Below are 19,766 nucleotides of genomic sequence, written 5' to 3' on the forward strand. Positions count from 1 at the left end.
ACTCAGAAGGCGACGGCAGCACTGTTGTTACGATTGTGAGACGCGGCTTCGAGCCGACCGGTCGCTGGGTCGCGGCTGATGCCGACCCAGATACCCTCTCCGGCAAACCGCGATTGTTCGCTGTCCGCTTCGTCGTAGTCGTAGCCCATGGCGTCGAGCACCGACTGTTCGAAGCGTCCCTTGGGCACGACCACGGTGAGTTGCATGGACTTGGGATCGGTGCGCGGCATGAAGAAGTCCGGTGCATCGATGGCCTCGCGCACCGACATGCCGAACTCGGTGACATTCAACAGCGCCTGCATCGTGCGTTGGTGCAACCCGCTGCCCATCGAGGCAAAGCCGAGCACCGCCCGTCCGTCCTTGAACAGAATTCCCGTTTCGGTGACCGCCGGCAGACGTTTGCCAGGGCCGACCTTGGCAATCTGCGCTTGCTGAAAGCTCGCCGGATCGCCGATCGAAATGCCGTCGACGGAAATCGCGGTCCGTCCCCACAGTACGGCATTGATGCTGTGAGTGATCGCCGCGATGTTGCCGTCGCGGTCGATCACGACTACGTCATCCGAATGACGTGGCTTCGGCGTGGCGAAACGAAACGGCGTCACGCCCGCCTGCATCCGCTTCCACAAATCGTTGGCGTGCTCCGGCGTGATGCGAGCCTGCGGCGAGAAGTCCATGCCCGGATAGAGTTGCGCGCGCGTTGCGTCCGGCAAGAAATCCAGCCACACCATTTGCGATACATCGATGGCCTTGCGCAACGATGCGCCCGACTTGCTCCAGTGCTCGCCACCGGGCAGCCCGGCGGCACGCGCCAGCTGTTGCGCTTCGATCAGCGCGGCGCCGCCACTGTTGGGCGCGGGATTGGTTTGGATCTGATAGCGACCGACGTTCGCGATCAGCGGATCGCTCCAGATCACGTCATAGGCGGCGAGATCCTGGAGCGTCATCTTGCCGCCGTCGGCCTGGATAGCCGCGACCGCCTTCTTCGCCCAAGGTCCGCGATAGATATAGTCGGCGCCATTCCTGGCGATGCCCCGTAACGTTTTCGCCAACGCCGGCTGACGAAACAAATCGCCCTGGCGATACGACGAGCCGTCCGCTTTGGTGAACGTTGCACGCGTTGCCGGCAACCGACGCAGATCGGCATCGCGGAACGCGAGGTAACCGGCGAGACCGTCGGTAACCGGCATGCCCTGCTCGGCGACGTAGATCGCGGGTTCATAGAGCTGCGCAAACGGCAGACGACCGAAACGTTTGTGGGCTGCCTCCACGCCTTTGGTGAAACCGCCGACCAGCGCCGTGCGACCGCTCGGCTGGCTGCCACGGAGCGCATCCAACGATCCGCTCATGGTCAGCGAACCCGGAATGCTCATGGGCTCGGTTTCACCACGCACCGTGTTCCACTCGGCGTTCATGGTGTAGACCTTGCCGCTCTTGGCGTCGTAATAGACCAGCGACAGGATGCCGAAGTAACTGATGGGCGCGCCGGCGGTCAGCGCGACTTGCATGTTGGCGGCCGTCAACGCGGCATCGATTGCGTTGCCGCCTTGCTTGAGCGCTTCCAGGCCTGCGCGCGCCGCCAATCCGTTATATGCAACGGTCACCGCACCATTGCTGCCCGAGGCATGACCCGCTTCGGTGCGTACGACATTCTGATCGCTCAGGAAGCGTTCGTAGTCGGCCCGCCACTGCGTCGGGTTGAGATCAGCCGCGGGGCTGGGCAAGGTCGTCGCAGCCATCGTGAGTCCCGCCAACGCCGTGAATATGAATCGCATCGTTCCCTCCACTGTCTCACGTTAGGACGCGAGCGCTCGGGACCGGCCTATGCAGATCGTCCGGACGATCATGCGATTCGTCAGACTTGCACCCGCTGCAGGGAACACGTTTACTTCGCCAGGTGGCGAAAATCACATCCACAGCGTCATCCACGGCCGCGCCGGAACCGCCGAGCGTGATCGACCTGCGCGCGATCTGTAACGCGCCGGCGCTGGAGATCTATGAAGGCGACACCGACGTGAGCGCCGTCGAACTCGCGCCGGGATTGGTGGAAGTCAAATACGAATCGGCCACGATGCAGGGGCGCCAGTGGATGTGCCGCCCCCGACCGGACCTGTGCGTGATGGTGTCCGCGCTCGACAAGACGCCGGTCTTGAACTATTCAATGGCCGGCGACGCGCTGCTGGTGGTGCAATTGAGATTGAGCGGTTACGCCATTCACGGCGAGCAGGTGGACGAGAACACCGCGTCCGCCATGATCACTTATTTTCCACCCGGCGCCCGCATGCCGTGGCAACTGCCTCGCGTGGGCCCGTGGTACACCATCGCGATCTTCGGCACGCTGGACGCCATCGAACGCCAGTGGGGCCTGGGGGTCGCGATGGCTCAGGCACTGGACCACACACCCGCCACGTTGGAACGGTGCACTCAGATCCTTCGCAAACCCTGGATGATTACGCAGGGCGCGACGGAGGTGCTGCGAGATGTCCTCGCCTTTCGTTTCACCGGCGCGGTCGGGCGTGCTTACACCGAAGCACGCGCTCAACAGTTGTTGTGCGAGGCCTTGATCGGAATGGGCGATATCTGTCGTCGCCGTCCCTCGCCGGTCCGAACGCGACATCTGGTGCAACGGGCACGCGCCATCATCGCCAACCATCCCGAGCGACCGCACACGTTGCAATCGCTGTCACGCTCGCTCGGCTTGAATCGCACCCTGCTGGCGGAAGGATTCCATGCCGAGTTCGGCGAAACCGTGTTTGCGTTTCTACAGCGTGAACGACTGCGGCGTGCCTGGACGCTCCTGGAAAATGCCAGCGAACGCGTGGCCGCCGTCGCCGCGCGAGTGGGCTACCGGGACGCGGCCAGCTTCACTCGCGCCTTCAAGGCACACTACGGCGTCACTCCCCGCCACGTTGGCCGGCGATGAAACGCTCGATGCGTTCCGTCAGCACATCGAGCGGCATCGCGCCGTCACCGACGGCGGCGGCATGAAAGCGGCGAATGTCGAACTTCTCGCCCAGCTGCGCCTCGCTGGTGCGCCGTAGCTGCCAGAACTGGTCGTAGCCCAATCGATAATCCAGCGCCTGCGCGAACAGGTCCGTCGAATAACGCAGCGTCTCGGAGGCGATCTGCACGTCGGATTCGAACGTGTGCTCCTTCATGTACGCGCGCGCTTTGTCGAGCGGCCAATCGAAATAGTTCAGGCCGGTGTCCACGACCAGACGAGTGGCAAGCATCGACTGCAATAGCAGATGTCCGTAGCGATCGTACGGATCGGAGTACAGCCCCATCTCCATGCCCAGACTCGCGGCGTACTCAGCCCACCCCTCGGTGAACGCCCCGAACAACAGGAACTCGCGAATCGGATGCACCGACTCATTCTCGGCCTGCAGCGCCAGGTGCAGATGATGACCGGGAATCAACTCGTGATAGATCAGGTGCTGGGCGGACACCAGCGAGCGCTGATCGAGGCTGGAACCGTTGTAGAAATACGTGCCCGCCGGATTGTCGGGCGACGGCTCCTGATAGTACCCATAGGTCATGCCCGGCTCCGCCGCCGGATCCAGCCGCTTCACACCGTACGCGGCCTTGGGCAACACCGAGAAATAGTCGGGGATCTTGGGCGCCATGCGTTCGACGTAGCCGAGATAGCGCTTCTCGACGTCGGCCGGCGTCTTGGCAATGAAGCGCGGGTCCTTGCGCAACAGCTGATGAAAGGCTTCGCGATCGCCCCTGAACTTCAATTCCTCGCGAATCGCCTTCATCTGCGCGTCCAAGTCGGCGACCGCGGCGAGCCCACGATCGTGAATCTCCTGAGGCGTGAGCGACAGGCCCGTGCCGTAAGCGATCCGGCGCAGATAATTTTCCTTGCCGCCGGGATACTGCGACAAGCCGACGCGCTCCGGCGCCGCCGCCACGTAGGCATCGTCGAAGATCGCAATGATCCGGTCGTACGCGGGCAGCACGACCTGATCGAACTTCTGCTTCAGCGAGCCATGAAACGTCGCCACGTCCGCAGGCGCGAGTGCACTAGTACGCGCTGGCGCGACATCCAGAGCGGTCACGACGCCACCGCGCAGCCCCGTCAGTGACGTGCGCACACCGGCAATGGCTGGCTTCGGCACGCGAATCCCGCGTTCCGCCTGCCCGCGCGTCTTCGCCGCCATCTGGTCGATCAGCGTCGCGTATTCATCCACGAGGTGCAGATACCGCTGTAGGTCATCCGCCGTTTCGAACTTCTGTGCGGCGAGCACCCGCTGGATGCTCAGCACACTCATCGCGCCGCTATAAGGCGTCACCGCGAAGTTGAGCCAATAGTCTTCCGCCGCGTTCGCTCCCTGTTCGTAGGTGTGCTCCAGCAGTCGAGCCAGCACCCAGCGATCCTCCGGCACACCCGACAGATCGATCGTCCGCAAGCGTGTGAGCGCCGCGCGATTGAAGTCAGCTTCCTGCTGTGCTTCCTCGAACGTGAGATCCTCGATCTGCGTCACGGGAAGATTGCTTTGCATCCGGACCAGCGAGTTCCGGACACGCCAGCGTTCCAACAACTCATCCGCCAGCCCATCGACCTCGGCCGTCGCGTTGACCTGCCGGTTGCCCGTTTCCTGCGTCGGTTGCTGTTTCTGCCCGCAGGCGCCGAGCAGGCTCAACGCCACCATCGCCACTAGGATCTTCATCGAACGACCTCCCCCCGAGTCTGCTGATGCACCTCCTCAGACGCAGTGGCATGCGCGACCCACAACGGCGACCGTCAACTCATCCGCCGGCGGCCGCGATCATCCGACCTCGCATGATCCGACCCGGAGCCCTCGAGCCATGTGAGGCGCCGGAAAATGAACATCGATGCCTTCGGCACGGGACTTCTATCTGACGATCCAAGCTGCCTGGAGCAATCTGATGCGACCTTTGCCGATGATAGATCGCAGGTGCAAATCCCCTCTTCGCTATGATTCCACTGAAGGCCACCGGCTTCCACTGAGAATGCCGTCTACGCCGAACGCGACTTACCGTCGCGGTGATTCACATATGGGCGAAAGTCGTGCGTCGCTGCCGCGCTTGGCGATGGACATGAATTGCGCGACCATTGCGGCCAATGCCCAGACCAATAGCCGCGCCGCGCGGCACCCAACTCAACCGTTAGGACATTTATCCACATGGCGTTCGAGAGAGTCTTCATGGTCTGGGACATCTACGACGGCGCGCGGAGTGGTCTCGCTTGCCTTGGAGGGAAGCCGCACTACTTCGATTGCGAGATTGATCGCGTGCACGGCGGATACACTGACGTCTACCAGCTGTGGCTAATCGATGAAGAACTGCTGACTCTAGCCACTGCGCAGTGGGAGCTCTATAGAGCATGGGAACTCAAGTTTCATTCGGGTGAGGCATCACTTGAGACACACCCCGGGCATCGCGGAAAGAACGAGCGCTATGATGACCTTGAGGATGAAATCGACCGACGGCTAGGTTTGCTGGGCACTCCCACATGTCGAGCTCTGGCTGACTTTCGAGCATGCGACCATCAGCCAGAACTTCCACCGGGCTGCCTGAAAGAACTGGAGGTACAGTGGGTCGCAGTTGCCTAACAGGGCCGAAAGAAAACGTCTCGCGGTCATCGCACTCGGACCCGCACCGAGACTGCCGGAACAGCGTGTAGCGCTTCATCGGAACTGCCTGCATCCAATGACCTGTAGTGACCGCTCTGGAAAGCGACAAAAGCACGCTTGTGGGACGCTAACGGCCACCCATCCGCCTCTCTCCCAAAACGGTCACCATGTGGCTTGGTCCGAGTCGGCGGCACAATTGAGTAACAGGCTCTCGTTTCGCATGGCTACTTTTGCTATCGTCCCGCTGTTCGCAGAGCATGGTGAACTGCGGGCATCTAAGGATTTCATCCGAGCCGAAGTCGATTCTCTGCGCTCCACAACTGAAGCGACGCTGACACGAGAGCAAGCCTCTGTGGAGCCTTAGCACACTACAAATGAAGAAGCTCTGGAACGGATTTATATGGCTTTTCGTCCTGTCTGGATTTCCGCTTCTTGTGTGGGCGGGCTTCGGCCTTGCATCAGAGACATATGCCTTCTGGCGATACGGCACCGAAAAGGTGGCGCGCGTCGTGGCACTGGACCACACCAGCCGCGCCCCTAAGGGCGGTACCACCTTCTATTACCTCATCGAGATTGACGGGCACCGCTTTGTGAAGGACTTTCGTGTGCGGCTGCCGGAGGGAGGGGAAGTTGCAGTTCTGTCTTTGCCTGAAGACCCCAACAACGTGGTAATCGGCACCAGCAAGAGCACCGCATTCGAGATCTTCTCATATTCCATCGGCGGCAAAGTTTGGGCCGTTCTTGTGCTTGCAATGTTCTGCTTTATGATTTGGGCAGGCCCCAAGGCGCTCGTCGCCTGGATTAAGGCTCGACGAGAAATCATAGCGGGATAGAGTCTCAGCGCACCCGCACTCGCACGCAGACCGCCGGAACAGCGTGTAGCGCTTCTGCGGAATTATCTGCGTCCACTGACGGCTGCTGAGCGCTTAGGAGCGCCGGTTGAACAAGTGCACCGAGCAGCAAGTCTCGACCCGAAGCGGACGCCAACGCCGCTGTTAAGAGGCGCCGCTTGGGGCGGACCCAAAGCGGACACGAGGCAACACACAATGGAGGCGGTGAACGAGGTAGTTTTCCCGAACCCAGTTGCATGTTGTTGGATCGGAATGACGTAGAAGCGAAGGACGATGATGACTTTCGCCTCCTCTCGGGGCGATACCAAGTGGCGCATGGCTGCTACGATCGGCTGGCCAGTCACGCCCGGGCACCTCTAGGGAAACTGGCGTGGCGCGTCGTCCGCAGCTATCCTGCCTACGAACACTAAAGCCTGGGCACTCCGTACGCGCATGAATTCCAACGAGCAGAGTCCCACGCATAAGCCGTGCGTGAGCGCGGTACGGCGACGATGGCGATGGGCCTTCAACAGAGGGATTTGCCTCACTCTATTGATAGGTTTGTCCGCGTGTGAAAAGTCGCCTAATAGCGAACGCGTTCAAAGCGATCAAGGATCAATGCGTGTGATCTTGGGCCAACAGCTGTCGGAGTTCTTGTCGTTGAATCGCGGCTCTAGTCCGACCGATGACGTTTTCTTTTCCGGCGGTGCTGGGCTCAATTTTGGCTCTACAAGACGAGTCGAGATTTTGGGTCCAGATCTCGATCGGCCACTACGGATCGACAGCGCTCCGGACTTTGACGGCTCTGCGCTCGTCTCCGCTGATTCACTCGAAAGCGAACTCATTGGCACTGTCGAGTTTCACCCGACTTACAGCAACAGCTCACCCGAGGTCGCTGAGCGAGTCCTTAGTCGCGTGATATCTCAGCTCTCAGACGGGGCATGTGTGATGGTCTCTAACGACGCCTTCGAGGATACAGACGCGACGGAGCAAATGCCGACAGTGGAGGAATTGGAAACAGCCCTTACAAGCGGATGGTTTTGGTGGAGAAGCTGGGACTATCGATGCGGGGGAGTCTCAGCCGTTGTTGCCATCGAAAAGAGCCCGGTCTCCAATCCACACAGAGCCGATGGCTTCTATATCAGGATCTATCTCCAGAGGTTTGCGGAATGGGAGCGGCGCATGAATGAGCGAGAAGACAAAGCTCGCTCCCTGATTCCGAACTAAACGAGAGTCGGAGCAGTGGTTGGATATTGCTCCGCTCCTGGCCGAAAACGACGTCCCGTGGTCGCCGCACGCGTACCCGCACGGAGACTGCAGGAACAACGTGTAGCGCTTCTTCGGAATTGCCTGCATCCACCGAAGGCTACTGTGTGCTCAGGAGCGCCGCAGCGGCGGGCGGCTTTCGACCCCAAAACAGACGTGCGCTTGTGCTGAAAGTATGCGACCTGGCGGATTTTTGCGTAGCATAGTGACGGACAAAAACGTGGCGGATGTTTATGACTGAACGGACTATCGCCTCAAACGGCGCGGAAATTTGCACTCAGAGCTTTGGATATAGCGGCAACCCGACAGTCTTGATGATCATGGGCGCGACGGCATCCATGCTCTGGTGGCCGGATGAACTCTGCGAGCGGTTGGCACAGACCGGACGCTTTGTTATTCGTTACGACAATCGCGATACCGGCCGCTCAACCACCCAAGCGCCTGGCGCACCAACCTATACGCTCGATGACTTGGCCGATGACGCGATATCAGTGCTCGACGCCTATGAGGTCGAATGTGCGCACCTCGTCGGCATGTCGCTGGGTGGCATGATTGCTCAAGTTGTCGCACTGAAGCACCGTTCGCGCATAGCAAGTATCACAGCTATTTCCTCGAGCAAGTTCGGCGATGACGACCCCGAATTGCCCGGGATGGACAACCAATTTCTCGAACACTTCGCTACATCGGCCTCACTTGACTGGTCGAATGAGAGGGCCGTGACCAACTTCAAAGTTCACAGTTGGCGTTTGTGCAAGGGAGCTGATCGCCCGTTCGACGAAACGCGGGCAGCCGATCTCGCGATCCGCGAGTTCAGACGTGCAATCAATGCACAGAGCATGATGAATCACGCAATGCTAGGAGGTGGTACCGAGTGGCAAAACAAATTTGCAGAAATCCGAGCTCCATTCCTTGTGATTCACGGCACCGACGATCCCATATTGCCGTACCCTCACGGCATGGCTCTGGCGAAGGCAGTGCACGGCGCCCAACTGGTGACGCTCAAGGGCGCGGGCCATGAGTTGCACCCTGCAGACTGGAACACGATTACGAGTGCTATTGCCGATCATACGTCTTGAATCTACTTGCTAGAGCGTCGACGTGAGAGCGAACCATTCCTTCCTAACCGACCGGCTTCTGGCCGAAAGCGGACGTCTCGTGGTCACCGCACGCGTACTCGCACGGAGACTGCAGGAACATCGTGTACCCCATCTTCGGAACCACCTGCGTCCACTGAAGACTACTGAGCACTCAGCAGCGCTTCAGCGTTCGCGGCGGCCCGGGCACAGCCCGACCATGCCCACCTGACCCAAGCACCGCGTGCATTGCCTCGCGTTTTGATACGCTAAACACAAGCAGTCATGACCTCGTCTAAGGACACGACCGAGGACCAATGTACCTACAAGCCAAATTCGGAGTCGTCGCGGCGCTGCTCGCGGGGATACTGAGCGCGCTCGGAGTCATGCTCGCCAGTGGATATGAAACTCACCCGTCCGAATCAGAAATGCGCGAGGCTCTGGAACGTGAACTCGATCGCTTTGCTTCCCTTGAAATGACGATGTGTGGCCTGGTCCCCAGAGGTCACGACCGAACGGATGCAATCTCGTGTGCCGTCGAGAGCATCGACAAGAAGACTCCGTTCCTCGTTGCATCTCAGGAGCGCGGCGAGGATTCAGACGTATGGGCCGGACTCGTCGGCGACCCGCAAGGTGGATTGCAGTTCTTGGTACTTGATTCGAGTCCCCACGGACAGCCGCAAGTCCGCGCCGAATATTTCGTGACGACACACGAGTGCCAGGAACCCGCGCTCTCAGATAGCGGCGACGGCGCTGTGAGATGTCGAAATTATGGCATACGGTAAAGCAGTCCTGACCGAATCACCTTACTCGTACCCGAGCGGTGACTGCCGGAACAGCGTGTAGCGCTTCGCCGCCATCATTCCACTGAAGGCTCCTGAACGCTCTGGATCATCCGAGCGACGGTGACCGACACGGACATGCCCCCCAACCGAACTAGAATCCGGCTTCCTCGTACACGTCTTCAACCTTCCAGAGCAGCGTCCCTGGCTCTCCCGAGAGGAACAACTGGCTTGCCAACCATCCGAAGATGACTATAATGACTATCCTGACCAACTGAAGGAGAGCCATCGTGGACAATGACTTTTGGACGGTGGCAGAGGCAAAAGCCAAACTGAGCGAAGTCATCGAACGTGCTCAGAAAGAAGGTCCGCAAGTTATCACCCGTAACGGGCGTCGTGCCGTGGTTGTCGTTGACGCTGAAGAATGGGAACGAAGAACAAAACGCAGTGGCAATCTCGCCGAATTCTTCGCGGCGTCTCCTCTGCGCGGTTCGGGTTTGAAGGTCCGCAGACCGAAAGATCGGATGCGCCCGACTGATCTATGAATTTCCTGCTCGATACCAATGTCGTTTCAGAATGGACGAAACCCCGCCCAGATGCCGGTGTCGTGAGCTGGCTCTCGGAGATCGACGAGGATTCCGTTTTTCTGAGCGTGATCACCTTCGCTGAATTGCGGCATGGTATTGAAAGGCTGCCGACGGGCAAGCGCAAGAAGCAGCTCGATGAATGGCTAAAGGGAGAGTTGCCGCTCCGGTTCGAGCAACGCATCTTGCCGGTGGATGGAGCCATAGCTGATGAGTGGGGTCGCTTAGTAGCCCGCCACGAATCGCTCGGTCGCCCCATCCATGCAATGGATGCAATCATCGGAGCCACCGCTCAAGTGCATGCTCTTACCTTAGTCACTCGCAACGCGTCGGACTTCGAAGCCTCCGTGAAATCCATAGTGAATCCTTGGAAGTAGTGCCGCTATCTGACACGCACACGCCATCGGGCCGCTCGTCACGAATTTCGCGCGATCATGAGCTTGCAGCTTCAACCGTGTCTCGGGCCATTTTCAATCAAGGCGGTCATCGCAGCATGCCCGCAAGCGAAGCGAGAAAGTCGCGCTCGGGAACGCTGCGCCGCGAGCGCTGTAAGACATCGCACCATCTCGCTGTAACAGCTGTTCTTGGTCATGACTGTCCTCCGCAATAATCTCGTCTGACCGTCCCTGGGCGGTCGGATTTTTGTTCACGCGCGCGCCAGCGAATACTCATGGTGCAACCCGCCGAGTATTGCCTTCGCATGCACGGAACGAAAGTCGTCGAGCCGATGCCGAGAAGACGACAACGGCACGGTCAAACTCGCGGGAGGGTCAGGAGCGCCTGGACCCAACGCTGTATGCGGACGTCCTCTGTTGTAATGTGTCACCCAAGCTTTGAACGTCTGACGAAGATGCGCTTCTGAGAGCGGAATGCACCAGTCCAAGCACTCTCTGCGAATCGTCCCGATGACCCGCCGCGTACAGTCACGGCCGTCGCTGTGGGGCACGTAAGGTCCATGGTGACAATCTCTTTGGCGATAAATACCGTCACCGCATCTTCCGCCGACGAGTGCTGGGCAGCTGCGACGGCGGCAAACAGGAGATGGGCGCTCACACCGAGTGCAAACCGATTGAAGGTAGGTTGCATCACCCTGCACTCCCGGAAACGGTCACATCCGAATCGCTACTTGCAGGTATCGACGTGACAGCGGGTGAGTTCAGTCGTCGTGACTGGGCATATCCATCACTCCGGCCATCTTGAGGGCGAATGTCGCCGCCCGGATGCACGGTTCCGATTCGGCGCAGCTGCGCAGGCGGTCGGCGGTTCGCTGTGTTGATTCACGACGGAAAACGCTCTTGCCCTCCTTGATCGTTTCCATGACCTTGATCTTGTCGATCGTCATGGGGTCACCCTCCAACGGGTTACGATCCAATATCACGAAGTCCGCCAGTTTGCCGACCTCGATCGAGCCTTTGCTCTTTTCCTCGAAATGCTGGTACGCCGACCACAGCGTGTGTGCCTTGAGCGCGACCAGGGGAGAAACCCGGTGCGCTGGTCCGAGCACCTGACCACTGCGTGTCACGCGATTGACCGTCGCATGTAGGACCCGCATCGGGTCCGGCATGGCGACAGGTGCATCGTGGTGCGAGGTAAAAATCATATTGCGTTGCCTGGCCCAGCCCAATGGCGAAATGTTCGCCGCACGCTCAGGCCCAAGCACCGAGTCGCGATGCCAGTCTCCCCAGTAGTAAGTATGCATTGGGAAGAAGGAGGGCATGATGCCCAGATCGTGGAACGCCTGGACCTGATCTTCGCGCGCGGTTTGGGCATGAATGGCAACGGGCCGGCGATCTGCCATGCCCTGTTTGGCTTCGGCGGCACGCACAGCGGAGATAAATTGATCGATGGCGGCGTCGCCATTCACGTGCGCCAGTACTTGCCAGCCCTTCTGGAATGCCTGCTCGACGAAGCCGTTCACTTGCTCGTCGGAGAATGCCGGATAGCCGCGGTAGTCGGCGCTCCGGCCCGCCGGCACCTTGTAATATGGCTTGCTGAGCCAAGCTGTTTTGCCTTGCGGAGAGCCGTCCAGCGTGAGTTTGATGCCCCCAATACGGAAGTGCTGCGTGTAGCTGCGCGAGAGCCAGGGAGCTTTCATGGCCTGCGCGCCTACCGTGATGTCCGGATAGGCAACCACATCGATATCCAGATTGCCGCTCTTGGCCACCGCTTCCATGGTGGCTGCCGAACCGAGCGAGGCCTTGCCCTCCTGCGCAGTGGTGTAACCGAAGCTTTTGTAGAGCTTCACGCCGGCCGCAAACAGTGCTGTGTTGGCATCTGGACCGAGCTTGCTCATCAAACCGAACAGGGGGCCGAAGAACGCATTCTCTTCGAGCACGCCATCAGGCTCCTGGCTGCCGTCCTTGCGGCGGATGGTGCCGCCGGGAGGATTCTTGCTCGCAGCCGTGAGGCTCAACATTTGCAGCGCCTTGCTGTTCATCACACCGAGATGGCCCGACTGATGAACGATCACCACCGGCAGTTCCGTGGACACCAGGTCGAGGTCTTCGCGTGTCGGGTGACGTTGTTCCTTGAGCTGCGCGTCGTCATAACCGAAGCCTACGATCCAACCGTATTGTCCCGTGATCCTGCCGTTCTGAGCGGCCCAGGCCTTGAGCGTCGCCTGCAACGCGGGAATGTCATTTACTGCGCCGTCCGGCGCGGGCAGAAGGTTGGCTGAAACGGCCTGAATGCCAGTATTGAAGACGTGGCCGTGCGGGTCGATGAAGCCGGGCAGCAGGGTCGCGCCATCCAAATCGACCAGCTTTGTCTGGTCTGCTTTGAGCTTCATGACCTCGTCGCGATAGCCCACCGCGATGATCTTGCCGGCTTTGATGGCGACCGCCTCGGCTTCGGGTTGGAGATCATTGACGGTTACAACCGTGCCGCCCGAATAGATTACGTCGGCAACGGGCCGCGCGGCGTGGCAAATCGATGACATCGAGAATGCCAGGGCGCCGTGCGCCAGACCACTAATGATCGTGGGAAGTCGGTACATGCCGATCTCCAGTCAACAATGCAATAAGAGGATTGGGTCGCGAGCACTGGCGCTCGACTGATGAAGGCATAGATCCGGCGGCCGGAATGGTGGTTGTTTCGCCCTTGTGGATGTACTGAAGTTCCCGGGTGCCGTACACCAACAACTCAGCGGCTTCGCAAACCGGGCAGCTCATGATCACACCTCGTTGATCCACTCGATACCGTGTTTTAGTCAGCATGGCAACCGCTCGCACGCGCTTGCGCTACCCGTCGCTGGCCGTCAGCTTCATTTGCGAGCTGCCGGCCTGGATGACTCTTGCAACCCTTCGGCAGCTAACGCACTTGAACTCAAGTAGCCTGAAGCCACGACGAATACAAGGAATCTCTTTGCCGCATTGACCATCACACCCGCCCCAATGCGGGAATATACGACCGCCTTGTTGATACTGATCTTCCCTGCGGCTAAATCGCAGTCGTGGACGGTCAACGCAATCTGCTCGGATTGCCGCAGCCCAGTGAAGAAACGAAGCTCTTCGCAGTTGCCATGCGCGAGCCCAAACTCCTCATGCGAGGCGGCAATGATGATCCCGGCTCGAGGTACACAATATTGCGAACGAATGCTCTGCTCGTTACATACGCTCCCGCTACATATGGCGCCGTGGACTACAGCGGCGAAATCGATCTGGGAGAGATGAAGCACCGAATATTTCAATCGCAGCCGAGCTGCGTCGCCGCGTACACCGAGCAGGTCATCTTCTGGGGTGATAGAACGACGGTTGAATGGACAACGCTCCAGGACTAACAGATGTTCATTGGGCGGAGTCTCTTCGGGCGACGACCAAAGTTTTACCGATCCATGACCTGCATGGTCTCTTCGCGCCAATGATGCAAAAAGATAGTCACCGTGAGTCCCTCCGGTAGGCTGGACCAAGTGGTATCCCCTATCCGACACGGGGAATTGGCAGCTCCCTCGAGACGACAGGTTCCATATACAGTGCTCGAGGATTGGCCCGTTTCTCTCGTCCCCAGGCTCTGCATGGGCTCAGCACGAGGCCATTCGCCGCGACTGCGACGGACGATACATCACGAGTGCCAGATCTTCAGCGCTCAGGGATTCTGTGGCGGCGTTTCTGGAAAACATTGTCGACGTGATCCGCCGGAACGAGGCTTAATGGCGAAAGGATGGATCTCGCGTCGCTCGATCGTTGGATCCGGAATCGAACCGCTTCTCATCGGTAGCAGTGCGCCTCTTTCCAATACGATGTGATATCTCATACGCCAGGTGCATCTGACATCGGCTTTGGTCGTAACCGGTCAACGTCGACCACGCGTCAAGCAATCCACTGCGAGCGATACGCTGGGCGGTCCAGGTCGCGAAGGTTGACCTCGCCGACTCGATCGAAACAGCCGCCCGTAGTTCGCTCCATCCAATCAAGAGTGGTGCCGAAGGATCGCGACGATGTACATATCCCGGCAAAGATGCATCGATCAACACACAGGAGTTCACCGCGATCACCTGCGGGGGTGCTTGCGCGGCCGAAACCCGGGGAGTGGATCCACGGGTAGACGTGCGCCGAGTAGCGAACAATATGCCTGTATAGACGGCGGGAGCGGCCGATGCACGTCAATGGAGCACCGGTTTATGCATACATCGCACTTGCTACGGAAACCTTTCGCTGTGGAATGGCACCACAAGCATGGTTCTACGCGCACATCGACAAAGAGGACGCTGACGTGACCGGTGCTTCTACTGCGCCGGAGACATGTCCGCGGAGCTCGGTGGAACTGCTCGCGCTGCTCGAGCATGCGCCGGACGGAATCTTTATCGCAGACTCGGAAGGTTGTTACACCTTCGTCAACGAAGCGGGCTGCCGGATGCTCGGATTCTCGCGCGAAGAGATGACAGGCAAGACGATGGTCGATCTGCTTACCGCGGACGATGTCGAACGCCTGCGGAAGGCCAAGGCGCTCATGTCGCGCGGTACAACTCACGTTGCCGAGTGGTCATTGCGACGCAAGGATGGTTCTTGGCTTGCGGTTGAAATGAGCGCAAAGATTCTCCCTGACGGTCAATGGCATTCCATAGTGCGTGACATCTCCGCGCGCAGGGTGAACGAATCGGAACGCGAGGCGCTATTGCAGCAAGCAAAAGTCATTCGTGACAGCCAACGTTTGCATCGAGCCGTGTTCGATCTGCTACCCGTCGGCGTGTGGATCGCGGACCGAACCGGGCGCATCGTCGACAACAATCCTGCCGGAGAGCGCATCTGGTGTGGCGCTCGCTACGTCCCGGTCGAAGAGTTCGAGCAGTACAAAGGATGGTGGCTCGAAAGCGGCAAACCGATCGCCGCCGAGGAATGGGCGCTCGCGCGGGCATTGCAGAAAGGGGAAACTTCCATCGGCGAGCTGATTCGGATTCAGTGCTTCGACGGAACCTTCAAGACGATCATTAATTCCGCGGCACCGCTGCGCGACGAACAGGGAGAAGTCTGCGGCGCCATCGTCGTGAACGAAGACATTACAGCGCTCGTCGACGCGCAAGAAAAGTTGCGCGCGAACGAGCACCTGCTCAGAACGGTCTTCGAGTTGCTGCCTGTGGGTCTATGGATCGCCGACCGCAAGGGAACGATCACGTTGACCAATCCAGCCGGAGATCGCATCTGGCAAGGAACGCGCTACGTCGGGCCCGAGCGTTTCGGCGAGTACAAGGGGTGGTGGCTCGATACTGGCGAGGCGCTGAAGCCCGAGGACTGGGGCATCGCTCGCGCCATCCGTAGTGGCCAGACTTCGCGGAGCGAACTGCTCCGCATTCAATGCTTCGACGGCTCATTCAAGACGGTCATCAACTGGGCGGCCCCGATCCGCACCGAGAAAGGAGACGTCATAGGCGCGATCGCTGTCAACGAGGACATTACCTTCCTGCAGCATACTCAGGAGCAGTTGCGTGCAGCCGTGCGCGATCGTGAGGACATTCTTGCAGTCGTCACGCACGACTTGCGCAATCCGATCGCCGCCATCTTGGCGACCGCCGCTACAATCGACAAAGTCACACGCAACCCCCTGCACGCCGAAGTAACCACACGCGAGCTGACCGACGCGCTGCGCACCACAGCCCTGAGAATGTCGGGTCTGGTGGAAGACCTGCTCGCCGTCACCATGATTCAGCACGGGCGCCCGATGTTGAAGCTGGAGCCTGTCGCCCCGACGGAGCTGGCGATCAAAGCAGCAGAGGCCGCACGAGCGCTGCTCGAGGAAACAGATTTAACGCTCGAAGTCCGTGCAGGTGCTGATCTGCCAGTACTGAAAGTCGACGTCGAGCGCATACTGCGGGTCCTCGCCAACCTGTTGGATAACGCACGAAAATACACCCCACGGCCGGGGCGCATCCTCATGTGTGCTGATAGTGTCTCTGGAGGCATCCGTTTTTCGGTGGCGAACAGCGGAGAGCCGCTGCCCGCTGAGCAGCTTGAAGCGATGTTCCAACGGTTCTGGCAGGCCGCGAGCGTCGATCGCTCCGGCGCGGGATTGGGCCTGGCAATCTGCCGCTCCATCGTCGAAGCACATGGCGGCAGCATTTGGGCAGAGCCCGCCCAGGGCGAGCGCGTTAGAATTTGCTTCGTGCTGCCGCGGAGCGGCAGCACGATACTGGAAGCCGATCAGCGTCCGCAGACGCCAATCCCATAGTATCCACCGCTCGAGGACCGCATCGCCGCCCCGCAAGAGCACCGGATGCACCTTAAATCCACTCGAACGGCCGTCCCGTCCTCGCATCGGACAAGGATCTTTGGGTGATAAAAATTCGGTGGACCTATGAGTCAACTAGCGGGAACAGCAGCTCGGTCAAACAGCTCGCGCGAAGTTAAGGATTCCACGTAGCCTCAGCGTAGTTGGCCGTGTAGCTATCAGAGATCATCGATGCAAGGCTTCAATGAGCTGTGAAGCGCATCCGTCGCGGACGCGACATCTGACGGCCTGTATTCGATTGAGCGTACCTATCGAACTCATCTAGGCAATCGACTTTACTCGCGTCGCTGCCGCACGTAGCGTCACTCCGATCGTTCATTTCTGGAGACTAACCATGTCGGCCGAGCCCAAATGTCCTGTCCACCGCAGTTCCGGCAGCGGGACGTCGAATCGCGACTGGTGGCCCAACCAATTGCGACTGGAGCTTCTGCATCAGCATTCCTCGACATCCAACCCGATGGGGGAGGACTTCGACTATGCGAAGGAATTCGAGAGCCTCGATTTCGCGGCACTGAAGAAGGATCTCGCCGCGCTGATGACCGATTCGCAGGACTGGTGGCCTGCGGACTTCGGGCACTATGGGCCGTTATTCGTTCGCATGGCGTGGCACAGTGCGGGTACTTACCGCATCGGTGACGGCCGCGGAGGCGGCGGTCGAGGCCAGCAACGCTTCGCGCCGCTGAATAGTTGGCCGGACAACGTCAGCCTCGACAAGGCTCGACGCCTGCTGTGGCCGATCAAGCAAAAGTACGGCCGCAAGATTTCCTGGGCCGACCTGATGATCCTCACCGGCAACGTCGCGCTCGAGACCATGGGCTTCAAGACCTTCGGCTTCGGCGGCGGTCGCGAGGATGTGTGGGAGCCCGATCAAGACGTGTACTGGGGTCGAGAAACCAAGTGGCTGGGCGGCGACGAGCGCTATGCGCACGGTTCCGGAGGCGTGGAGAAACCCGGCGCCGTGCTGCCCTCCGACGACACTGCCGACGGCGACATACACACGCGCAAGTTGGAAAATCCGCTCGCGGCAGTCCAGATGGGATTGATCTATGTGAACCCGGAAGGCCCGGATGGGAATCCCGATCCCATCGCCGCGGCGCGCGACATCCGCGACACCTTCGGACGCATGGCGATGAACGACGAGGAAACCGTTGCGCTGATCGCCGGCGGCCACACCTTCGGCAAGACTCATGGCGCCGCTGCAGCGACCAACGTAGGCGTCGAGCCTGAAGCTGCCGGTCTCGAATCGCAAGGTCTTGGCTGGTCGAACAAGTTCGGCGCCGGCAAAGGCGCCGACACCATCACCAGCGGCCTGGAAGTCACCTGGACCACGACACCCACGAAGTGGAGCAATAACTTCTTCTGGAATCTGTTTGGCTACGAGTGGGAGCTGACGAGGAGCCCGGCCGGCGCACACCAGTGGGTGGCCAAGGGGGCGGGTGCGACGATTCCGCACGCGTTCGATCCGTCGAAGAAATTGATACCGACGATGCTGACCACCGATCTGGCGCTGCGCTTCGATCCGGCATACGAGAAGATTTCGCGTCGCTTCATGGAAAATCCGGATCAGTTCGCCGACGCGTTCGCCCGCGCCTGGTTCAAGCTCACGCATCGTGACATGGGGCCGCGCGCGCGTTATCTCGGTCCGGAAGTGCCGAGCGAAAAGCTTATATGGCAGGATCCGGTTCCTCAGGTCGACCATCCTCTCATCGACGACAACGACATTGCGTCGCTCAAGGCCAAGGTGCTGGCCTCCCGACTGCCTATTTCCAGACTCGTGTCGACGGCCTGGGCTTCCGCGTCCACCTTCCGCGGATCGGACAAACGTGGCGGCGCCAACGGCGCGCGCATTCGCCTCGCACCGCAGAAGGATTGGCAGGTGAATGAGCCGCGTCAGCTCAACGAAGTGCTGCAGGTGTTCGAGAGCATTCAGTCCGACTTCAACCGGTCAGCACCGAACGGAAAGAAGGTGTCGCTTGCGGACCTCATCGTGCTTGCCGGATGCGCGGGTGTCGAGCAGGCCGCGAAGAATGCCGGCGTCAACTTAGTGGTCCCCTTCTCTCCGGGACGCATGGACGCCTCGCAGGAACAGACAGATGTGGAATCGTTCGCTGTGCTCGAGCCGATCGCCGACGGATTTCGGAACTACCAGAAAGCGAGGTACTCAGTGCCCGCCGAGGCGCTGCTCATCGACAAGGCGCAGCTGCTGACACTGACAGCCCCGGAGATGACGGTGCTGATCGGCGGACTGCGTGTGCTCGACACCAACGTCGGGCAGTCGAAGCATGGCGTCCTCACGAAGCGACCGGATGCGCTGACCAATGATTTCTTCGTCAATTTGCTGGACATGGGGACGCAGTGGCTGGCCACGTCGGATACCAAGGAGGAGTTCGAAGGGCGCGATCGTAAGACCGGCGAAGTGAAATGGACCGCCACCCGCATCGATCTGGTGTTCGGTTCGAACTCTCAGTTGCGAGCGCTGGCCGAGGTCTACGGCAGCTCAGACGCGCAGGAGAAATTCGTCGGAGATTTCGTGGCGGCCTGGAACAAAGTCATGAATCTAGATCGCTTCGATCTGGCGTGATCGAAGAGCGCGTTGGCGCGGCAGATTCGCATATCGCCAGATTAAGCTAAGCCCAAGAATGCGGCGGCAGGCGGGAGCTAATTAACAGGAATCGCTCCTTCTAAGATCACGTCGGATACGCCAACAGCCAGGCGAGGATCTAGCCGTTTCATTTCGATGATCGCTGCAATCCGTTCCGAGGCTGCTCCGTTCTTGCCCGAGCGACCGCCTCGGTGGGGATGGCAAACGATATCGGACGTTCAATCGCCGCTCAGAGCTCCAACGGCTTCAGCTCACGAACCAGCTCGATGAATGAGCGCAGGGGTTTCACACAAACCTCCTACCCGGACATGG

14 protein-coding genes are annotated in these 19,766 nt (G+C 59.8%); 9 read left to right on the forward strand and 5 right to left on the reverse strand.

From position 1 onward, the window contains the following. Positions 1–2 precede the first annotated feature (2 nt). Positions 3–1,772, reverse strand: a complete 1,770-nt coding sequence (locus EKO19_RS20725) for a gamma-glutamyltransferase (protein ID WP_129778340.1) — start codon at positions 1,770–1,772, stop codon at positions 3–5. Between the two features lie 176 nt (positions 1,773–1,948). Here EKO19_RS20725 and EKO19_RS20730 point away from each other — a divergent pair, with 176 nt between their 5' ends. Beyond that, the gene (locus EKO19_RS20730; RefSeq protein WP_129778341.1) at positions 1,949–2,920 is read left to right on the forward strand and encodes a helix-turn-helix domain-containing protein; all 972 of its coding nucleotides are present in this window, start codon (positions 1,949–1,951) and stop codon (positions 2,918–2,920) included. On the opposite strand, the gene EKO19_RS20735 is transcribed toward EKO19_RS20730, so the two are convergent. Beyond that, complete coding sequence (locus EKO19_RS20735) at positions 2,892–4,670, reverse strand: DUF885 domain-containing protein (RefSeq protein WP_129778342.1); 1,779 nt, start codon at positions 4,668–4,670, stop codon at positions 2,892–2,894. The two genes, EKO19_RS20730 and EKO19_RS20735, sit on opposite strands and share 29 nt — an antisense overlap. A gap of 1,301 nt (positions 4,671–5,971) precedes the next feature. On the opposite strand from EKO19_RS20735, the gene EKO19_RS20740 reads away from it, so the two are divergent. The 6 genes from EKO19_RS20740 to EKO19_RS20765 all read left to right on the forward strand — a co-directional run bounded on the left by EKO19_RS20740 (position 5,972) and on the right by EKO19_RS20765 (position 10,509). Continuing rightward, the gene (locus tag EKO19_RS20740; RefSeq protein WP_129778343.1) at positions 5,972–6,430 is read left to right on the forward strand and encodes an ABC transporter permease; all 459 of its coding nucleotides are present in this window, start codon (positions 5,972–5,974) and stop codon (positions 6,428–6,430) included. A gap of 615 nt (positions 6,431–7,045) precedes the next feature. Further along, the gene (locus tag EKO19_RS20745; RefSeq protein WP_129778344.1) at positions 7,046–7,654 is read left to right on the forward strand and encodes a hypothetical protein; all 609 of its coding nucleotides are present in this window, start codon (positions 7,046–7,048) and stop codon (positions 7,652–7,654) included. Between the two features lie 272 nt (positions 7,655–7,926). Next, entirely contained in the window at positions 7,927–8,769 is an 843-nt protein-coding gene (locus EKO19_RS20750; protein ID WP_129778345.1) for an alpha/beta fold hydrolase, read from the forward strand. A 314-nt stretch (positions 8,770–9,083) separates the two neighbouring features. Then, the gene (locus EKO19_RS20755; protein WP_129778346.1) at positions 9,084–9,551 is read left to right on the forward strand and encodes a hypothetical protein; all 468 of its coding nucleotides are present in this window, start codon (positions 9,084–9,086) and stop codon (positions 9,549–9,551) included. Between the two features lie 287 nt (positions 9,552–9,838). Further along, positions 9,839–10,093 (forward strand): type II toxin-antitoxin system Phd/YefM family antitoxin, encoded by a 255-nt coding sequence (locus EKO19_RS20760; protein ID WP_217705485.1) that lies wholly within the window; start codon positions 9,839–9,841, stop codon positions 10,091–10,093. Continuing rightward, positions 10,090–10,509 carry a type II toxin-antitoxin system VapC family toxin gene (locus tag EKO19_RS20765; protein ID WP_129778348.1) on the forward strand — a complete coding sequence of 140 codons (420 nt, stop codon included), beginning with the start codon at positions 10,090–10,092 and terminating at the stop codon, positions 10,507–10,509. The genes EKO19_RS20760 and EKO19_RS20765 overlap by 4 nt, the downstream gene beginning before the upstream one ends. A gap of 269 nt (positions 10,510–10,778) precedes the next feature. On the opposite strand, the gene EKO19_RS39930 is transcribed toward EKO19_RS20765, so the two are convergent. From EKO19_RS39930 to EKO19_RS20780, 3 genes are all read right to left on the reverse strand, one after another. Next, complete coding sequence (locus tag EKO19_RS39930) at positions 10,779–11,228, reverse strand: integrase core domain-containing protein (RefSeq protein ID WP_129778349.1); 450 nt, start codon at positions 11,226–11,228, stop codon at positions 10,779–10,781. A gap of 60 nt (positions 11,229–11,288) precedes the next feature. Next, positions 11,289–13,070, reverse strand: a complete 1,782-nt coding sequence (locus tag EKO19_RS20775) for an amidohydrolase (RefSeq protein ID WP_129778556.1) — start codon at positions 13,068–13,070, stop codon at positions 11,289–11,291. A 324-nt stretch (positions 13,071–13,394) separates the two neighbouring features. Continuing rightward, positions 13,395–14,039 (reverse strand): site-specific integrase, encoded by a 645-nt coding sequence (locus EKO19_RS20780; RefSeq protein WP_129778350.1) that lies wholly within the window; start codon positions 14,037–14,039, stop codon positions 13,395–13,397. 686 nt (positions 14,040–14,725) lie between these two features. Here EKO19_RS20780 and EKO19_RS20785 point away from each other — a divergent pair. Both EKO19_RS20785 and katG read left to right on the forward strand, forming a co-directional pair. Beyond that, the gene (locus EKO19_RS20785) at positions 14,726–16,792 is read left to right on the forward strand and encodes a sensor histidine kinase (protein ID WP_129778351.1); all 2,067 of its coding nucleotides are present in this window, start codon (positions 14,726–14,728) and stop codon (positions 16,790–16,792) included. Between the two features lie 394 nt (positions 16,793–17,186). Then, complete coding sequence (gene katG, locus EKO19_RS20790) at positions 17,187–19,433, forward strand: catalase/peroxidase HPI (RefSeq protein ID WP_129778352.1); 2,247 nt, start codon at positions 17,187–17,189, stop codon at positions 19,431–19,433. Positions 19,434–19,766: the final 333 nt, after the last annotated feature.

Origin of the sequence: Peristeroidobacter soli (assembly GCF_004138485.1) — a bacterium.
GTDB lineage: Bacteria > Pseudomonadota > Gammaproteobacteria > Steroidobacterales > Steroidobacteraceae > Steroidobacter > Steroidobacter soli.

Bases quoted from the DNA above. Each gene is read 5' to 3' on its own strand.
- EKO19_RS20785 (WP_129778351.1), top strand. From the start codon at position 14,726: ATGCACGTCAATGGAGCACCGGTTTATGCATACATCGCACTTGCTACG.
- EKO19_RS20765 (WP_129778348.1), top strand. From the start codon at position 10,090: ATGAATTTCCTGCTCGATACCAATGTCGTTTCAGAATGGACGAAACCC.
- EKO19_RS20775 (WP_129778556.1), bottom strand. From the start codon at position 13,070: ATGTCATCGATTTGCCACGCCGCGCGGCCCGTTGCCGACGTAATCTAT.
- EKO19_RS20750 (WP_129778345.1), top strand. From the start codon at position 7,927: ATGACTGAACGGACTATCGCCTCAAACGGCGCGGAAATTTGCACTCAG.
- katG (WP_129778352.1), top strand. From the start codon at position 17,187: ATGTCGGCCGAGCCCAAATGTCCTGTCCACCGCAGTTCCGGCAGCGGG.
- EKO19_RS20740 (WP_129778343.1), top strand. From the start codon at position 5,972: ATGAAGAAGCTCTGGAACGGATTTATATGGCTTTTCGTCCTGTCTGGA.
- EKO19_RS20755 (WP_129778346.1), top strand. From the start codon at position 9,084: ATGTACCTACAAGCCAAATTCGGAGTCGTCGCGGCGCTGCTCGCGGGG.
- EKO19_RS20745 (WP_129778344.1), top strand. From the start codon at position 7,046: ATGCGTGTGATCTTGGGCCAACAGCTGTCGGAGTTCTTGTCGTTGAAT.
- EKO19_RS20725 (WP_129778340.1), bottom strand. From the start codon at position 1,772: ATGCGATTCATATTCACGGCGTTGGCGGGACTCACGATGGCTGCGACG.
- EKO19_RS20735 (WP_129778342.1), bottom strand. From the start codon at position 4,670: ATGAAGATCCTAGTGGCGATGGTGGCGTTGAGCCTGCTCGGCGCCTGC.